This is a genomic window from Streptomyces sp. NPDC027663 (assembly GCF_055566415.1).
The window spans coordinates 402,177-419,435 of sequence record NZ_JBVHSK010000006.1 but is presented as its reverse complement, the minus strand read 5'-3'; the positions used below and the strand labels follow the sequence as shown (position 1 = coordinate 419,435).

General features: G+C 70.0%; 16 protein-coding genes. 4 read left to right on the top strand and 12 right to left on the bottom strand.

Annotation, left to right across the window (positions count from 1 at the left end):
- Nucleotides 1–56: 56 nt before the first annotated feature.
- Nucleotides 57–869 (bottom strand): trans-aconitate 2-methyltransferase, encoded by an 813-nt coding sequence (locus ACZ4SF_RS19735; RefSeq protein WP_468385811.1) that lies wholly within the window; start codon nucleotides 867–869, stop codon nucleotides 57–59.
- Between the two features lie 89 nt (nucleotides 870–958).
- Here ACZ4SF_RS19735 and tamR point away from each other — a divergent pair, with 89 nt between their 5' ends.
- Nucleotides 959–1,456 carry a MarR family transcriptional regulator TamR gene (gene tamR, locus ACZ4SF_RS19730; protein WP_468385809.1) on the top strand — a complete coding sequence of 166 codons (498 nt, stop codon included), beginning with the start codon at nucleotides 959–961 and terminating at the stop codon, nucleotides 1,454–1,456.
- Here tamR and ACZ4SF_RS19725 read toward each other — a convergent pair.
- On the bottom strand, nucleotides 1,415–2,182 hold the full coding sequence (locus ACZ4SF_RS19725) for a LuxR C-terminal-related transcriptional regulator (protein WP_468385807.1): 768 nt from the start codon (nucleotides 2,180–2,182) through the stop codon (nucleotides 1,415–1,417). The genes tamR and ACZ4SF_RS19725 overlap by 42 nt on opposite strands.
- 321 nt (nucleotides 2,183–2,503) lie before the next feature.
- Between ACZ4SF_RS19725 and ACZ4SF_RS19720 the strand changes: the two genes are divergently transcribed.
- Nucleotides 2,504–2,944, top strand: coding sequence for a GNAT family N-acetyltransferase (locus ACZ4SF_RS19720; protein ID WP_468385804.1), 441 nt, complete (start codon nucleotides 2,504–2,506; stop codon nucleotides 2,942–2,944).
- A 7-nt stretch (nucleotides 2,945–2,951) separates the two neighbouring features.
- Here ACZ4SF_RS19720 and ACZ4SF_RS19715 read toward each other — a convergent pair whose 3' ends face one another.
- From ACZ4SF_RS19715 to ACZ4SF_RS19685, 7 genes are all read right to left on the bottom strand, one after another.
- Entirely contained in the window at nucleotides 2,952–3,413 is a 462-nt protein-coding gene (locus ACZ4SF_RS19715; protein ID WP_468385801.1) for a hypothetical protein, read from the bottom strand.
- Entirely contained in the window at nucleotides 3,413–4,072 is a 660-nt protein-coding gene (locus ACZ4SF_RS19710; protein WP_468385798.1) for a hypothetical protein, read from the bottom strand. The genes ACZ4SF_RS19715 and ACZ4SF_RS19710 overlap by 1 nt, the downstream gene beginning before the upstream one ends.
- Entirely contained in the window at nucleotides 4,065–6,176 is a 2,112-nt protein-coding gene (locus ACZ4SF_RS19705) for a hypothetical protein (protein WP_468385795.1), read from the bottom strand. The genes ACZ4SF_RS19710 and ACZ4SF_RS19705 overlap by 8 nt, the downstream gene beginning before the upstream one ends.
- A gap of 73 nt (nucleotides 6,177–6,249) precedes the next feature.
- Nucleotides 6,250–6,699 carry a hypothetical protein gene (locus ACZ4SF_RS19700; protein ID WP_468385792.1) on the bottom strand — a complete coding sequence of 150 codons (450 nt, stop codon included), beginning with the start codon at nucleotides 6,697–6,699 and terminating at the stop codon, nucleotides 6,250–6,252.
- Between the two features lie 244 nt (nucleotides 6,700–6,943).
- Nucleotides 6,944–8,098 carry a galactokinase gene (galK, locus tag ACZ4SF_RS19695; RefSeq protein ID WP_468386002.1) on the bottom strand — a complete coding sequence of 385 codons (1,155 nt, stop codon included), beginning with the start codon at nucleotides 8,096–8,098 and terminating at the stop codon, nucleotides 6,944–6,946.
- A gap of 8 nt (nucleotides 8,099–8,106) precedes the next feature.
- A complete protein-coding gene (gene galE / locus ACZ4SF_RS19690) occupies nucleotides 8,107–9,069 on the bottom strand; it encodes a UDP-glucose 4-epimerase GalE (protein WP_468385789.1) in 963 nt (320 codons plus the stop codon).
- Nucleotides 9,066–10,175: a galactose-1-phosphate uridylyltransferase gene (locus tag ACZ4SF_RS19685; RefSeq protein ID WP_468386000.1), complete on the bottom strand. Its 1,110-nt coding sequence runs from the start codon at nucleotides 10,173–10,175 to the stop codon at nucleotides 9,066–9,068. The genes galE and ACZ4SF_RS19685 overlap by 4 nt, the downstream gene beginning before the upstream one ends.
- A 248-nt stretch (nucleotides 10,176–10,423) precedes the next feature.
- On the opposite strand from ACZ4SF_RS19685, the gene ACZ4SF_RS19680 reads away from it, so the two are divergent.
- On the top strand, nucleotides 10,424–12,115 hold the full coding sequence (locus ACZ4SF_RS19680) for a sodium:solute symporter family protein (protein WP_468385787.1): 1,692 nt from the start codon (nucleotides 10,424–10,426) through the stop codon (nucleotides 12,113–12,115).
- A gap of 21 nt (nucleotides 12,116–12,136) precedes the next feature.
- Nucleotides 12,137–12,478 (top strand): hypothetical protein, encoded by a 342-nt coding sequence (locus tag ACZ4SF_RS19675; protein ID WP_468385785.1) that lies wholly within the window; start codon nucleotides 12,137–12,139, stop codon nucleotides 12,476–12,478.
- A 130-nt stretch (nucleotides 12,479–12,608) separates the two neighbouring features.
- Here the strand turns inward: ACZ4SF_RS19675 and ACZ4SF_RS19670 are convergent, their stop codons facing one another.
- The 3 genes from ACZ4SF_RS19670 to ACZ4SF_RS19660 all read right to left on the bottom strand — a co-directional run bounded on the left by ACZ4SF_RS19670 (nucleotide 12,609) and on the right by ACZ4SF_RS19660 (nucleotide 17,228).
- Nucleotides 12,609–13,295: a helix-turn-helix transcriptional regulator gene (locus tag ACZ4SF_RS19670; protein ID WP_468385782.1), complete on the bottom strand. Its 687-nt coding sequence runs from the start codon at nucleotides 13,293–13,295 to the stop codon at nucleotides 12,609–12,611.
- A gap of 175 nt (nucleotides 13,296–13,470) precedes the next feature.
- Complete coding sequence (locus tag ACZ4SF_RS19665) at nucleotides 13,471–15,288, bottom strand: outer membrane protein assembly factor BamB family protein (RefSeq protein ID WP_468385779.1); 1,818 nt, start codon at nucleotides 15,286–15,288, stop codon at nucleotides 13,471–13,473.
- An 89-nt stretch (nucleotides 15,289–15,377) separates the two neighbouring features.
- Nucleotides 15,378–17,228: an outer membrane protein assembly factor BamB family protein gene (locus ACZ4SF_RS19660; protein WP_468385776.1), complete on the bottom strand. Its 1,851-nt coding sequence runs from the start codon at nucleotides 17,226–17,228 to the stop codon at nucleotides 15,378–15,380.
- Between the last annotated feature and the right edge of the window lie 31 nt (nucleotides 17,229–17,259).

The window sequence follows — 17,259 nt, the reverse complement described above, 5'->3', positions numbered from 1 at the left end:
CTGCTCCGGGCCGCATGGCCTGACGCCGAGGAACACCCCCTTCACCCTCAGCCCCCTCACCCTCCCTTCACAGCCACCGCGAACAGCCGCCGGAACGGCATGACCGTGCCGTACGGCGCGTTCGGGTAGGCCTCGCGCAGCAGGTCCCGGTACTCGGCCAGGAACGCGTCCCGCGCCTCGGGGTCGTCGGCGAGCGCGGTCAGGGCGGGCCGCAGTCCGGTGCCCTTGACCCAGTCGAGGACCGGGTCCTGGCCGGTGAGGACGTGAAGGTACGTCGTCTGCCACACGTCGGGGGTGCAGCCGAGGCGGGCGAGGACGTCCAGGTAGGCGCCGGGCCCGGACACGGAGTCGGTGCGGCGCAGGACGTCGGCGAGGCGGGATTTCCAGCGCGGGCCGGCGGCGAGGTCGCGCATCAGGGCGTGCAGTGGGGCGTCGATGTTGTCCGGGACCTGGAAGGCGAAGGTGCCGCCGGGCTTCAGCGCGGCGATCCAGTCGGCGAAGCGGCCGGTGTGGCCGGGCACCCACTGGAGGGTGGCGTTGGAGACGATCAGGTCGTACGGCTCCTCGGGCGTCCAGACGCGGGCGTCGGCGTGGGCGAAGTCCAGCCGGCCGCCTCCCGCGGTGGGTCCTTCGTGGTCGACGTGGGCCTTGTCGAGCATCTCGGGGGAGTTGTCGTAGCCGGTGATGTGCGCGGTGGGCCAGCGCTCGGCGAGGAGCGCGGTGACGTTGCCGGGGCCGCAGCCGAGGTCTGCGATGCGGGGCCGGTCCGAGGGGAGGGCGGGAATGTGGGCGAGGAGGTCGGCGAAGGGGCGGGCGCGGTGGCCGGCGTGACGGAGATACTGGGCGGGGTCCCAGGTGGGCGTCGTCATGGCGTCCACTGTCCCCGCCCATTTCTCTCGATGTCAAGAGACACGACATCAAGAGACTTCATGTCGACACAACCACTACACTGATCTCCATGGAGGACGAGGTCGATCGGCTGGTCGCAGCGTGGCGCCGGGAGCGTCCGGACCTCGACGTGGAGCCGCTGGAAGTGCTCAGCCGGGTGAGCCGACTCGCCCGGCACCTGGACCGCGCCCGCCGGCTCGCCTTCGCCGAGCACCAGCTGGAGCCCTGGGAGTTCGACGTGCTGACCGCACTGCGGCGCGCGGGAACGCCGTACCAGCTCTCCCCCGGCCAGCTGCTGACGCAGACCCTGGTCACCTCGGGCACGATGACCAACCGCATCGACCGGCTCGCGAAGAAGGGTCTGGTGGAGCGGCTGCCCGATCCGAGCGACCGGCGGGGCGTGCTGGTCCGGCTGACCGACGAGGGCCGGGACCGGGCCGACCAGGCGCTGTCGGGCCTGCTGGACCAGGAACGGGCGATCCTCGCCGAGCTGTCCCGCGCCCAGCGCGGAGAACTGGCCGGACTGCTACGCCAGTTGACCGCCCCGTTCGACAACATCCCCGGCTAGGTCCACCGGTCCCACCCCGGCCCGCCGGGCCAGCGCGACGGCGGCCAGCGTCGAGTGGACGCCCAGCTTGCCGAGAACGTTCTGCATGTGGGTGCGCACGGTGTGCGGGGAGAGGAACAGCCGCTCGGCGACGGCTTTGCGGCCGAGGCCCGCGACCATGCAGCGCAGCACCTCCCGCTCCCTCGGGGTGAGGGACTCCACCAGCCGCTCGCTCTCGGTGCGGTGCTTGCGCGCGGCCGTCAACTCCTTGAGCACTGCGGTGAGCAGAGCCGGCGGCAGATGGGTCTCGTCGCGCAGCACACCCCGGATCACCGTCAGCAGCCGGGACAGCGAACAGTCCTTGGCGACCCAGCCGGAGGCCCCGGCCTGCAGCGCGAGAGCCGCGCGGCGCGGGTCGTCCTTCTCGGCGAGCACGACGAGCCGTACGGCGGGCTGAGCGGCCCGGACCCCGGCGACGAGCGAGATCCCGTCGACCAGGCCCTCCGCGTCACCGTCCTGCACCGGTACGGCCGGACGGGCGCCGGGCAGCGTGCCGCCCAGGTCGGCGTCGGCCAGCACGACGTCGAAGCGGCGGCCCTCGGCGGCCGCCCGCTCCAGGCAGCGCAGCGCGGCCGGGCCGCTGCCGGCGGCGGCGACGTCCACGTCGGGCTCGGCGGCCAGTGCGGCGGCGAGCGACTCGGCGAAGATGCGGTGGTCGTCCACGACCAGGACTCGGATGCGAACCACGTAACCCCTTTCCCCAGGCTCCGCGTGGAGCAGGGGTACCCACGGTCCGGAAAGCTCCGGATTCGGCCGGTCCGGACATGCCCGGAAAAGGTGCGGAGAACGACGACCCGCGCCGGGTACGACACCCGCGGACGAGGACGCGCGCCGCACGGCCGCCGCCGTTGCGGAAACTGCTACCCCCACCGCGGGCGCCGTACCCGCCTGTCTCGCCCCCTGAGCGGCACCGGCCCCCACCGGTGCTGTTCCTCAGAGTACGGATGAGAGCACGCAGCGGAAGTAGATTTGCAGAACTGGCCGTCTGACGCGTTTATCGTGTGCCGCATGTTTCGTATTGAGGCGGAAGTCGACAAAGGCCGACGTGATCTGCTCCGGTCGCGGCTGCGGGACAGCAACACGACGGCGTCCCCGGTCCTCGCCGCCCTGCGTGGTACCCCCGACGAACGCGAGTCCCCGCTCCATGTGTGGGCCCTGGACGCCGCCGGCGACCTCGCCGGCGGTCTGGTCGGCCACACCTGGACGACCTGGCTCCACGTGACCTACCTCTGGGTCGACCCCGTGCACCGCGGCACCGGCCTGGGCTCACATCTCCTCGCCGAGGCCGAGCACATCGCCGCCACCCGCGCCTGCACCTCCGCCCGCCTGGAGACCTGGGACTTCCAGGCCCCCGAGTTCTACAAGAAGCAGGGCTACGAGGTGGTGTGCGTGATCCCCGACTACCCGCCGGGAATCACGGAGTACACACTGACGAAGCGACTGGGCTGACGGCGGCTCACTCCGTCGGCGGAGCAGGCGGCGGCGGACAGGGCGGCCGGGGCGGAACCCTGAAGCCGGGCCCTACCGACCGTGGGGGCGGAGGCGGTTCCATCGACCGCCGGGGACGGGGTACCGGCGGCCGGGGCACGAAGGGTGGTGCCGGGGCGGGCGGAGGCGGCGGAGGCAGCAGCGACTCGTCGTCCGCCAACAGGGGACCTCCGGCCCGCAGACGCTCGATGGTCCGCTCAGCCTGGCGCCGGGCCCGGGGGTCGTCGTCGCGGCGGAAGACGAGCCGCACGGTGCGGGGAGACGCCGGAAGACCGAGCACGAGGCCCGGGCCGCGGGTGGACTCGCTGGAGATGAGCCGGTAGCCGAGCGCGTGCGCAACCTTCTCGGCCCGCTCCATCACGGACGTCCCACCCCGGATCTCCACCAGACCCCGCCCGTCGAACCGGGACCGTATCTCGTCGTCGTCCATCAGCGGCTCCCGTAACGGGGAAGTTCCTCGGGGAAGTGACGGGGGTACTCGCACTCGGCCAGCTTGTAGGCATGCTCGGTGAGCCGGTAGGCGAAGTCGGTCAGGGCCTGGCCCAGTTCTGTACCGGAGACCCTGGCCTTCCCCACCAGATAGGTCTCGGCGACGATGGCGTAGGACTGATCGGCCTCGCCCGCCCGGACGCCCCGGGGAGTGCAGGGGACGTAGACGGAGGAGTGGACTCTGTCACCGCCGAATTCGGCCAGGGCCTCGATCCCGTCGGACGACACACGGACGGTGCGGCGGTCGGCGGAGCCGGCGTAATGGCTCAGCCAGACCTGCGGGGAGGCGTCGTCCACGCGCGCCACACCCGAAAGGATCGAATCCGCGCTCGTGTAGACATGACAGGAGAAGCGAAGCTCCGCACCCTCGCGCCGACGCTCAGCCCCTTCCTCCGCCGTCCGCGTACGCGGCAGCGTCCGGATCACCAGGTCCCGCTCGACAGCGCCATCGCACACTTTGGACGGCAGCCGCTCAAGCCCCGTCGTGAGGGCGAACCAGGCGCCCGCGCCGACGACAAGGAAACCCACCACGCAGGCGACGAACGTCTTGGCGCTGTACTCTCTCGCCTTGCGCTTCCCGCTGCCGGTCCGGTCACCCACGCGGACGCTCCTTCGAGTTGCTCAAGAATTCACTGGCGTCGTCCCAACCTCCGTTGACAGCATTCCGAATGGTGTCGCTCGTACCGTCCTTGGGTAGGTTCACATGATGCCGTTCCAGGGCATCCGTGACCGAGGCCTGCGTCTGCCGATTGACCGAGTCCCGAGCTGCGTAAAGGTCCTTGGCGCTTGCGTAGAGAGCCCCGTCGCGAGCCCCTTCCAGCTCTTGGCCCTCCATCAGGCGGTCCACGGCCAATCCGATGACACCCCCGGCGAAACCGCCGACTGCAGCACCGGTCGCCGATCCCATGCGCCCCTCGGGAAAGAGGGAAACGGATCCATACCCGACGCCGGTCCCCAGCCATGTCTTGACGAAGTCACCCTTTTTCGCCAGCGCGTCGTTGTAATCCTTCTCCCCGTCGACGACGGCTTGCACCTTTTCGTCCGCCACCGAATGAGCGACGATCCCCTCGATGGTGCCTGCATTCCGGCCGATGTCTTCGAGGACCTTCACGCGGGAGCCGTCGAAGAGCGAGGGGTCCGACAGATGTGCCTCCAGGAGTCCGCTGGTGTACACGCCTTCTCCCACGATGATCCCCGCCCGGCCGGCGGGGTCCGCGGACACCGCTGAAAGAAATCGGATCACGTCCGCGGTCTCAAGCGCCTCCGGATCATCACTGTTGGTCAGGAACACGACGGCATTGGAGCTTCCGATCGACCTGCTGATCTCCGGCATGTAGGAGGCCGCCATGTTGCCGAGGCTGTCGCCCAGCCCCTTCTTCACAAAGTCCGCGCCTGCGTCGGGTTGGGCCACCACAGCCATGATGCCGGCCATGATCTTCACTTGAGCGGCGCTGTGCGGTGGCGCCGACGAGGTGAAGTCGTTCACAGCGACTCCGGTGACCGCACTTTGCAGAGCCCGCCCCAGGGACTCCCCGCGGTCCGTGAACTTGAGGGTGCCGAGCATGTGTTCCAAGTCCGGCTTGGACGCGAAGGCGTGCTCGGCCGCCTCGGGGTTGTGGGAGAGGCCGTCGAACAAGCCCTCCAGCGGATCCCGGCCGTTGCCGTCGCCGAAGACGAGGTCGAGGGCGTCGTAGCCCTTGACCCACCGGTCGTCGGTGTTCGACTCCCCCGCTCCCCTGTCCACCTTGAACACATCCTTGCGGTAGGCATCCAAGAACTCGGTGTCGTACTGACCTTTACGCATGAGGCTGCTGATGACCTGGTAGCCGAGCGCGCCGATCGGGCTGGGGGAGTTGGGTGCGCGGAAGTTCGTGGTGGCCTCGTCGAGCAGGTTCCTCTTCCACCCCTGCATCGCGTCCGAGTCCGAGAAGGACGCCGTAGCAAGAGTCAGGCTCAGGTTGTTCTGCAGCTCCTTCATCGTCTCAAGTGCTGACCCCCGGGCGCCGGCATGGGCGTAGGTCATCTCGGTCCAGAACTGGAGCGTCCCCTTGGCGCCCAGGTTCTTGGCGAACTTCTCCGCGAACAGCGGGTCGTCGTGGTACTTCGCCATCTCGCGGTTGAAGGCGTTGATGTCGTCCAGAGACATGTCCGCCGGCTTCTGGGCCATCTTGGCCAGTTTCCCTGCAGCTGCGACCGCCGCGGCGGCCTCGTCCCGATTCGCGTAGGAGGCGTGGGAGAAGCCGTACTTGGCCTGGTCGACGAGGAGTCTGAGGGCTTCTGCGGCGGTGTCGTCGCTTTGCGTCGCCTTGGTCAGAATGCCCTGGATCTCCTTGACGAAGGCGTCCACGGTCTGCTGGTCGGCCGCGCCGGACTTGCCGCTGGGATCCGACGCCCAGTCGGGCCGAGTGTTGGCCATGACGGAGAACGTGCCGTCACGGTTGTCCACCACGGTCAGATTCTGGTCGTTGGCCCGCTTGACCGCGTCATTCACCTGAGTGCGGTAGCTGATGAGTTCGCCCCGCGTGTCACTGAGGATTTTGGCGATGGAGTCCGCCTGGGTGTGTGCGTCCCTGAACTCTGCGACGGTCTTGGTGATGAATTCGCGGCTGACAGTGGCGTTGATTCCCTCCCACTTGGCCTTGTCGGCCTTCGCCTTCAGCTTGCTCTCGGCATCCTCGCGCAGGTCGGCGAGCTTCTTCGTCATCTGCTGCCAGTCGGTGACCGCTTCACCGAGCTTGGCGAAGTTCCATGACGCAGTACGTCGAGATCCATCGCCGTCAATCGCCCTTCCGGTCGTCGAAACCCTTGTCGAGCATGGCGATGCTGCTGACCGCGCCGGCGATGTAGGAATCGTCGGCTGCATGCTGGTTCTTGGTGTAGCGCAGATGGTTGGAGATGTGGGCGCAGGCGTCCAGCAGTGTCTTGGTCTGCTCGCTCCAGCGTTCCGTCACATGCTCCAGCGCAGCCCCCAGAGCGAAGCCCTCACCCTTGAGTCCGCCCGCCGCCGCCTCCGAGGCCACGCGCGCATGCCCGCTGTAGGCCGTGAAGTCGGTAAACAAATCATGCGCCGCCGTGCCGACCGCTTCGAGATCCTTGTGCCCTGCGACCAGGTCGCCCTGCGGGCTGCCGCCGCCTCCCAGGTCGCCCGGCAGCTGGTTGAGCTGCATCCGGGTGGAGTGCCGATCGGCCGCCTTGGCCTTCAGCTGCTTCCACTCCTCCCACGCCATACCGGTGGCCTCCCCGTGTCTTGTGGTCCTGCTCCGTCCCGGGCGGGCAGTCGTCAGAACCGCGGCCTCTGAGCGCCATGCACATTACCGGGTGGCCGCCAAGTCGCCTGTGGTGGAGGGGACTTCGGTCCGGGCCGTGGACTGCCCGTACCGGGAGGACACGCTGAGGACGACCGCACCGGCTCGCTGCGCGTCGAGCGCGTGGGGAGCCGGTGCGGTGCTGCGATTCGCGGGAAAAGAAGTGTCAAGCCAGGCGGTGGGCGCCCGCTGACGGCACCGCCTCGGAGATACGAGGGGCGGTGAAGGCCGCTGTCGCGAAGGCCTCTACGACCGCCTTGGTGAGGGTGTCGACGTCCGTCGCCTCTGCCAGGACGATCGCCGAGCCGCCGAAGCCGCCGCCGGTCATGCGGGCGCCCAGGGCGCCGGCGGCGAGGGCGGTGTCGACGACCAGGTCCAGTTCCGGGCAGGAGATGCGGAAGTCGTCCCGGAGGGAGGCGTGGCCCTCGGTGAGGAGCGGGCCGATGGCGCGGGTCTCGCCGGCGCGCAGGTGGGCGACGACGCGTTCCACCCGGTGGTCCTCCGTCACCACGTGGCGGACCAGGCGGACGGCCTCCTCCTCGTCGCCGAGGCGGGCGAGGGCCGCGTCCAGGCCGCCGTAGGGGATGTCCCGCAGGGCGTCGACGCCGAGCAGCGCCGCGCCCTTCTCGCAGCCGGCCCGGCGCTTGCCGTACTCGCCGCCGCTGTGGGCGTGCTTGACCTGGGTGTCCACGACCAGCAGGCGCAGGCCCTCGGCGGCCAGGTCGAAGGGGATCTGCTGCTGGGAGAGGTCACGGGTGTCGAGGAAGAGCGCATGGCCGGACTCGCAGCAGGCCGAGGCCGTCTGGTCCATGATGCCGGTCGGGGCGCCGACGTAGACGTTCTCGGCGCGCTGGCACAGCCGGGCCAGCTTCCAGCGCGGCAGGCCGAGGTCGTACAGGTCGCTGAGCGCCAGCGCGATCACGACTTCCAGGGCGGCCGAGGAGGACAGGCCGGCGCCCGTCGGGACCGTGGAGGACAGGTGGACGTCGGCGCCGGTGACGCCGTGGCCCGCCTCGCGCAGCGCCCAGACCACGCCCGCCGGGTACGCCGTCCAGTCGTCGTCGCTCTGCGGGGCGAGGGCGTCCAGGCGCAGTTGCACGACCCCGCCCTCGACGTCCGCGGAGTGCAGGCGCAGGACGCCGTCGGTGCGGCGGGAGACGGCCGCCGTCGCCCGGTGCGGCAGGGCGAACGGCATCACGAAGCCGTCGTTGTAGTCGGTGTGCTCGCCGATGAGGTTGACCCGTCCCGGTGCCGCCCAGACGCCCTCCGGTGCGACCCCGTACAGCTCGGCGAAGCGCTCCGCGACCTGCTGTGCGCCCACTGGTGCCACTAGTGCTCCTCTGCGATGCTCTGCGCGAACTCCCACGCGTCCGCGACGATGCCCGCGAGGTCCGCGCGGGTCGGGTTCCAGCCCAGCTTCTCGCGGGCGGTGTCCGCGGAGGCAACCAGGACGGCGGGGTCGCCGCCCCGGCGCGGGGCGACCACCTCGGGGATCGGGTGGCCGGTGACCTCGCGGACGGTCTCGATGACCTGGCGGACGGAGAAGCCGTTGCCGTTGCCGAGGTTGCAGATCAGGTGCTCACCCGGCGTGGCGGCCGTCAGGGCCAGCAGGTGGGCGTCGGCCAGGTCGGCGACGTGGATGTAGTCGCGCACGCAGGTGCCGTCGGGGGTCGGGTAGTCGTCGCCGAAGACGGAGATCGCCTCGCGGCGGCCCTGGGCGACCTGCAGGACGAGGGGGATCAGGTGCGACTCGGGGTCGTGGCGCTCGCCGTACACGCCGTAGGCACCGGCGACGTTGAAGTAGCGCAGGGACACCGCGGCCAGGCCGTGGGCGTTCGCCTCGCTGGTGATCATGTGGTCGACGGCGAGCTTGGAGGCGCCGTAGGGGTTGGTCGGCTTCGTCGGGGCGGTCTCCAGGATCGGGACCTGCTCCGGCTCGCCGTAGGTGGCCGCCGTGGAGGAGAAGACCAGCTTGCGGACGCCGGCCTCGCGCATCGCGGCGAGCAGGGCCATGCTGCCGGCGACGTTGTTGTCCCAGTACTTCTCCGGCTTCACCACCGACTCGCCGACCTGCGAGGACGCCGCGAAGTGCAGCACGCCGTCGTAGGAGGAGTCGAGCCACTTGGCGGCGTCGCGGATGTCGCCCTCGACGAACGCGGCACCGGCGGGGACGCCCGCGCGGAAGCCGGTGGAGAGGTTGTCGAGGACGGTGACCTCGTATCCGGCCTCCAGCAGGTGCTGGGACACGACACTGCCGACGTATCCCGCGCCACCCGTCACCAGGTACTTCATGTCGCTACCTCTCGCAGTCGCTCGGCCGCGCGCTCCGGCGGCACGTCGTTGATGAACACGCTCATGCCGGACTCGGAACCCGCGAGAAACTTCAGCTTGCCGGAAGTGCGGCGGATGGTGAAAAGCTCGAGGTGGAGCGCGAAGTCGTCCCGCGTCACGCCGTCGAACTCCGCCAGCGCGCCGAAGGGGGCCTGGTGCCAGGCCGCGATGTACGGCGTCGGAGGTTCACCCACGGACTTCTCCGCTTCCTCCCGCACGGGGCTCTCCGCTCCCTCCCGCACAGCACTCTTCCCTCCGTCGCGCACAGGGCTCTTCCCTCGGTCGCGCACAGGGCTCTTCCCTCCGTCCCACCCATCGAAGATCCGGTCGAAGCGCTTCAAGAGTTCCAGATAGATCTGGGGGAATTCTGTGCGTGCCGCCTCGTCGAGGGCGAGCAGATCGGGCACGCGGCGCTTCGGGTACAGGTGGACCTCGTACGGCCAGTGTGCCGCGTACGGCACGAAGGCCGCCCAGTGTTCACTCTCAAGGACGACCCGCTCTCCGGCGAGTTCCCGCTCCAGGACCGAGTCGAACAGGTTCTGGCCGCCGGTCGCGTCCCGGTGGGCGGCGAGCGAGCGGAGCATCAGCGCGGTGCGGGGCGTGGTGAAGGGGTAGGCGTAGATCTGTCCGTGCGGGTGGCCGAGGGTCACGCCGATCTCCGGACCGCGGTTCTCGAAACAGAACACCTGCTCGACGGAGGGCAGATGCGACAGCTCCGACGTACGGTCCGTCCAGGCGTCCAGCACGAGACGCGCCTGCTCGACGGACAGGTCCGCGAAGGAGGCGTCATGGTCGGAGGTGAAGCAGACCACCTCGCAGCGCCCGGAGTCGCCGGCCAGCGAGGGAAACCGGTTCTCGAAGACGACGACGTCGTAGGAGGAGTCCGGGATCTCGCTGAGCCGGTCGCCGCGCGTGGGGCACAGCGGGCACTCGTCGGCCGGCGGATGGTAGGTGCGGCCCTGGCGGTGCGAGGCGACGGCGACCGAGTCGCCGAGCAGCGGGTCGCGGCGGATCTCGGACGTGGTGACCGTGGGGTCCAACGGGCGGCGGTCGACCGCGTCCCGCACGGTGTCGTCCCGAAGGTCGTAGTAGATCAGCTCACGACCGTCGGCCAGCCGGGTCGAGGTCTTCTTCACGCCGGACTCCTCTACGTCCCGCACCCAATCACTCAACACAACCAAACATAACAAACCACAACTCGACAACACTCCGGTCGATCACAATCAAACAAAGGACACCAACAGAAGTGTTCAGATTCTGAACACAGAGGCGTAGGTTCCGCTCTGGATCAGTTCGCGCAACGAAGCGAGTTCTCATGCAAACCCCCACAGAAGCCCCCATCCATCTGGCGGCGGAGCTACGGCTCCCCACCAACTGGCTGGACTACACGATCCTGGCGATCTACTTCGTCGTCGTGCTCGGCATCGGCTTGGCCGCCCGCCGCTCGGTCAAGACCAGCCTCGACTTCTTCCTGTCCGGACGCTCGCTGCCCGCCTGGATCACCGGCCTCGCCTTCATCTCGGCGAACCTGGCGGCCACCGAGATCCTCGGGATGGCCGCGAACAGCGCCCAGTACGGCGCCTACACCGTCCACTGGTACTGGATCGGCGCCATCCCCGCCATGGTCTTCCTGGGCCTGGTGATGATGCCCTTCTACTACGGCAGCAAGGTCCGCTCGGTCCCCGAGTTCCTGCTGCTGCGCTTCGACCGGGCCGCCCACCTGCTCAGTTCGATCCTGTTCGCGGTCGCCGCCATCCTGATCGCCGGCGTCAACCTCTACGCCCTCGCGATCGTCGTCGAGGCCCTGCTCGGCTGGCCGCAGTGGGTCGCCATCGTCGTCGCCGGCGCCTTCGTGCTCGCGTACATCACCCTCGGCGGGCTTTCCTCGGCGATCTACAACGAGGTGCTGCAGTTCTTCGTGATCCTCGCCGCCCTCATCCCGATCACCGTGCTCGGCCTGAAGAAGGCCGGCGGCTGGGGCGGGCTGACCGACAAGCTCACCGCGAGCCACGGCGCCGACTTCACCACCGCCTGGGGCGGCACCGGCATCGGCTCGGCCAATCCGCTCGGCGCCAACTGGCTGACCATCGTCCTCGGCCTCGGCTTCGTGCTCTCCTTCGGCTACTGGACCACCAACTTCGCCGAGGTGCAGCGCGCCCTGTCGGCGAAGAACCTCTCCGCCGGGCAGCGCACCCCGCTGATCGCCGCCTACCCGAAGATCTTCATCGTCTTCCTGGTGATGATCCCGGGCCTGGTCGCCGCCGCGATCGTCCCGAAGTTCGGCACCGCCGACTCCGGCTATCAGTACAACGACGCCATCCCCTACCTGATGCAGGAGCTGCTGCCCAACGGCGTGCTCGGCATCGCCGTCACCGGTCTGCTGGCGGCCTTCATGGCGGGCATGGCCGCGAACGTGTCGTCCTTCAACACCGTGTTCACCAACGACATCTGGGCGAAGTACGTGGTGCGCGGCCGCGAGGACGGCTACTACGTGCGGTTCGGCCGCCTGATCACCGTGATCGGCGTCTGCGCCTCCGTCGGCTCGGCGTTCCTGGCGTCCTCGTTCCCGAACATCATGAGCTACCTGCAGACGCTGTTCTCCTTCTTCAACGTGCCGATGTTCGTCGTCTTCATCGTCGGCATGTTCTGGAAGCGCGCCTCGGCCAAGTCCGGGTTCTGGGGCCTGCTGGCCGGAACCACGGCTGCGATGATCAACTACTTCGTCCTCTGGAAGAAGGACATCATCTCCATCCCGTCCGACATGGGCGCCAACTTCGTCTCCGCGATCGCGGGCTTCGTCGCCGGCGCGGTGGTGATGGTCGCGGTGTCCCTGTTCACCGAGCCGAAGCCGGTCGAGGAGCTCCGGGGCCTGGTCTACGGCACCCACTCCCCCGGCATGTCCGAACCGCCCGCCGCCGGTGACGAGGCCTGGTACCGCAAGCCGGCCCTGCTGGGCTGGGGCGCGGTCGTCCTGGCCGCCATCTGCTACATCCCGTTCTCGTTCTGACGCGGGAGGATCGAGGAAACCATGACCGAGCATCCTGAACGTCCCCGTCGTCCTCTGCACTACACCGAGGAGGACGTCCAGCGGGAGGTCTCCGAGCTGGAGAGCAAGTCGGCGACCGCGGCCCGCATCTTCGACCTGCGCCGCATCATCGGCGGCCTGTTCGTGGTGTACGGCGTCATCGTCACGATCACCGGGATCACCGACTCCCAGGCCGCGATCGACAAGGCCGAGGGCGTCAACATCAACCTGTGGACCGGGATCGGCATGCTGCTCCTGGGCATCTTCTTCCTGGCCTGGCTGAAGCTGCGGCCCACTCCCCCGCCGCTTCCTCCGGAGGGCTTGCCGGAGGAGCGGGCGGAGTAACGCCGGAGGCCGGGGGCCCGCCGCTGCACTGCGGGCCGCACGCCGACCGCGGGCGCGCGGGAGCTGCCCGCGCAGTTCCCCGCGCCCCTGACGGGCGCCTTCACGCCCCTCCCGGCACCAGCACCGGTGCCTATTCGGTGGCTGGGCCCCGCAGGGAACCCGCGCGCTCCAGCAAACCCGTGCGTGCGGCCAGTGCCGCCGCCTCCAGCCGTGACCCGACGCCCAGCTTCATCAGGACACGCTGCACATGCGTACGGGCCGTGCTCGGCGCGATCCCCATCCCCGCCGCGATCAGCCGCGTGTCCTCGCCGTCGGCCACCCGCACCAGCACCTCCACCTCCCGCGGCGTCAGCATCTCCAGCAGCCGCTGAGCCTCGTCGTCGGGCTGGGCCGCGGGATTCAGCAGCTCGCCGAAGGCGCCTTGGAGCAGCTGCGGTGCCACCGCCGCCTCACCGGCCCGGGCCTTCATGATGGCCCGCTCGACGCCCTCGATCCGCTCGTCGTGCCGTACGTACCCCGACGCCCCCGCGGCGAAGGCCGCCGCGATCCCGCGCGGCGACGGCACCGGGCCGAGCACCAGCACCGCAACCTGCGGCCGGTCCCGTTTGATCTTCACCACGGGGTCGAAGACCCCCGGCTCGGCCGGCGCGGCCGTGCCCAGCAGGCACACCTCGGGCGCCCGCGCGATCACCAGATCCGCCGCGCCCGCGGCCGGTGCCGCCGCGGCGAGCACCCGGTGCCCGCGCAGCTTGAGCGCCGACGCCAGCGCCTCCGCGAGCAGGCGATGGTCGTCGACGACCATGAGCCGCACTCCCATAGAGAAACCCCCCAGACCCCCCGGCGCCCCCGCCCTTCATGCCCCCGGAAGCTACACGCTTGTTCGACGTCGCGCTGCCCCTCTTGATGAGAAGTGCCCCGGATCGATGAAATCCGGGGCACTTCTCGGCAAGTCACCCATTCGGGGGAGACCGGCGACCAGCGCCGGCGCCGGCTCAGTCGCCGGGGCCGAACGCCACCACCAGGTACTCCTTGCCGTACGAGGAACTGGACTTGTGGGCGTACACGGCCGACATGAACAGCCGGCCGTTGCCGAAGAGCAGCTCCGCGTAGTCCGGCAGCAGGCCGGTCTCCGCCTCGCGCACGTTCCGCGTGCCGGGGTTCTCCAGCAGCTTGCTCATCTTGAACGAACCGCCGTCGATGCTGACGACCTGGCCGCCCTTGTCGTAGGGGGGCTCGTTGTAGGCGATGAGGTTGCCGCCGTCCATGCGCAGCGGGGAGAGCGTGTAGCCGTTGCCTGCCTCGGCCCGCTGGCCGGTCGGCTTGCCGGTCTTGAGGTCGAAGGCCACGATCTCGTTGGTCTTGCTGTACTCGCCCGAGCCGTCGTGCTCCTCGGTCGACAGGTACAGCCTGCCGTTGCCGGCGACGATCTGCCGGCAGCCGTCGATGCGCGAGGTGTCGCAGCGGCCCGCGTAGGTGTCGCCGGGCGAGGAGATGCGGGCGAGCAGCTTGCCGGTCTTGTTGTCGACCGAGAAGTAGTCCGAGACGCCGCTGCTGCCGGCGTTGTCACCCGCGTCGGCCGCGACCACCAGCGGGTCGGTGGAGACGAGGGCGGCGTCCTCGATGCCGTCGGGCATCTTGTACTCGGAGATCACCTTCCCGCTCTTCGGGTCGATGGTCTGGATGTGCAGCTGCCGGTCGTCGTACTGGCCGCACTTGCGCACCGCGACCAGCTTGGCGCCGCCGCCGTAGCCCGCGTCGAAGCAGGTGTCGTCCGGCTTCGGCTGCCACAGCGCCTTGCCGGTCTCGACGTCGAACGCGGCTCCGCCCTCGTAGCTGCCGACGGCGACGGTGTCCTGAGCGACCGTCACGTTCTGGAAGGTGACCGGGTAGTCACCGGACTTGACGGACCGCGTCCACAGCTTCTTCCCCGCGGCGAGGTCGATCGCGGCGACCTGGCTGCAGCCCGCCGAGGAGCCCTTCGCGGGCATCTTCGGCTGGAAGGCGACCGCGGTCCGTCCGTCCGCGTTGACCTTGCTGCTGGCCGCGCAGACCGGGCCGGGGAGCTTGATCGTCCACAGCTTGGTGCCCTTGGCCGGGTCGTAGCCGATGATCTCGGCGATGCCGCTCTTGGCGTACACCGAGTCCGTCAGCCACGACCCCGAGGTGACGACCGTGTCGTCGGACTTGGGCAGCGGCACCTGGAGGAACATCCGGGAGGCCGGGTTGTCCGGCACCTTCTCCTTGCCGCCACCGCCGGAGGGGCCCCCGGAGGCGCCGTTCTTGCCGCCGTCGCCACCGCTGGAGGAGGCCGTGTCGTCGCGCTTGCCGTCGTCCCCGGAGGACTTGGCGTACCAGATGCCGCCGCCGATGATCAGCGCGATGGCGACGACCGCCGCGACGACGATGAACAGCACGGTGTTGTTCCGCCCGCCGCCGCCCGTACCCGGCTGCGGCTGCATCGGCATGGTGACCGGCTGGCCCTGGCCCGGATAGCCGTAGCCCGGCTGCGGGGCCTGGGCGTGCATGGGCTGCGTCGGCTGCGCGTAGGGGTTCTGCGGCTGGGCGCCGTAGCCGGCGGCCTGGCCGTGGGCCGGGGGCTGCTGGGCGTACGGGTTCTGCTGTGCGCCGCCGGGGTAGCCGTAGCCGGGCTGGGCCGGCGGCGGCGCGGACGCGGGCTGTGGGTAGCCGTAGCCGGGCTGTGGGGCCTGGGGGGCCTGCGGGGGCTGGGCCGGCGGCTGCGGGGGCTGGTTGGGGGGCTGCGGGGGCTGGCCGGGGGGCTGGTTCGGGGGCGGCGGGGGTGGCTGGGTCATGGCGCGGATACCTCGGGGACGCTCGGAAGGGCCGTACGGCGCAGGGACTCGGAAGGAACGGAGAGGGAAGCCGGTGGGGCGCCCCGGGCTCAGTTGCCGAAGGCCATGATCAGCTTCTCCTTCGAGTCGTCGTCGCCGGACAGCCGGCCCGAGGAGATGTAGAACCGCCCGTCCGTCCAGTCGACGACACCGTCGTAGAAGGCGTTCTCGAAGTCGGCGGCACCCTCCGGGTGCTGCAGCAGCCTGGTGGTCTTGTGGGAGGAGCCGCCGACCGGAACCGAGACCACCTGGCCGCCCGTGTCGTACGACGGCTGCACGTAGGCGATGAGCTTGCCGCCCTCGGCCTTCACCGGCGCCATCGGCCGGTCCCCGGGGGACTTCACCCGCCACTTCTCCTTGCCGTTGGCGAGGCTGATCGCGACGACCTCGTTGGCGCTGATGGTGGAGTCGGTGGGCAGGTAGAGCGTGTCGGCGTCGACCGCGACGCCCTGGCAGCCCTGCAGCTCGCGTTCGAGGACCGCCCAGCCGCAGCGGGGGGCGAACTTCTCGTTCACCTTGACCTCGGAGCGGAACTTGCCGTCCTTGGTGAAGGTGGAGATGTTCCAGGCCTTCTTCTCCCGGTTGGTCAGATAGACCACGAGCGGGTCGACCGAGTAGGTCCGGGACACCTCCCAGCCCTTCTTGACCTGCTGGGTCCAGCGGACCTTGCCGGTCGCCGGGTCCAGCTCCTGGATCTCCTCGTGCTCGCTGCCGGTGCCGGCGCCGCAGGAGGCGACCTGGATCAGCCGGTTCGTGCCGCCGGCGAACGCCGCCGGGAAGCAGGCCGCGCCGTACTTCTTCTTGTCGTACAGCTTCTTGCCGGTGCCGATGTCGTACGCCGTGCCCGACTGGGAACGGCCCACCATCAGCGTCTTGCCGCTGACCGTGAGTTCGACGCTGAGCGCACTGTCGAACAGCCCGCCGTCGGCGACCTCGCCGCTCCAGCCCTTCTCGCCGGTGGCCAGATCGATCTGCTGAAGCTGGTTGCACTTGGCGCGGTCGCTGCCGCCGTTCATGTAGGCGACGACGATCTTGCCGTCGGCCGACTTCTGCGGGGTGGCCGAGCAGATCTTCTGCGGGAAGTCGATCGGCCCCCAGGCGGTCTGCCCGTCACCGGCGTCGAAAGCGAAGACCTGCTTGTAGGCCGCCTTCACCGCCGTGTCGCCGCTGATCCACATGCCGGGCGCGTCGGCACCCGAGGCCGGGGCGTCCGGTGCCGGCTTGTACCAGAGCACCTTGGCCTCACCGGGCTGACGGCCTCCGTTGAGGTTCTCCGGGTCGGCGCCGCCGGCGGTGGACGCCGACGGCGAACTGGTGGCGGAGTGCTTGGGGTCGTCGCTCTGCTGGGCGACGGGCTTCTTCCGGCCCTCGTCGCCGTCGCCGCCGGTGACCGCGTACACGGTGCCGCCGATGACGAGCAGCGCGGCCACCGCGGCGCCGATGATCAGCGCCGTCTTCTTCCGGGCGCCCTGCGCGCCGCCGCCGGGCGCGGCCGGGTACGGCGGCTGCTGCGGGTGGCCGTAGCCGGCCTGGGGGCCGGCGTAGGGGCCCGGCTGCTGCGGTTGCTGCTGCGGGTAGCCGTAGGGGCCCTGGGTGGCGGCGTAAGGGCCCGGCTGCTGGGGGTAGCCGTAACCCGGCTGGGGCTGCTGCGGCGGGCCGGCGGGCGGCGGGGGCGCCCCGAAACCGCCCTGTGCCGGCGGGGTCTGGGGCGCACCGAAACCGCCCTGTGCCGGCGGGGTTTGCGGAGCACCGAAGCCGCCCTGCGCGGGCGGGGTCTGCGGAGCACCGAAGCCGCCTTGGGCCGGTGGTGTCTGCGGGGCACCGGAACCCTCGCCCTGCGGCGGCTGGTCCTGCGGCGCTCCGAAACCGCTCTGCGGCGGCTGGTTGGGCGGCTGAGTCATCAGCGCTCTTCCCCCTCGTTCACTGATTTTT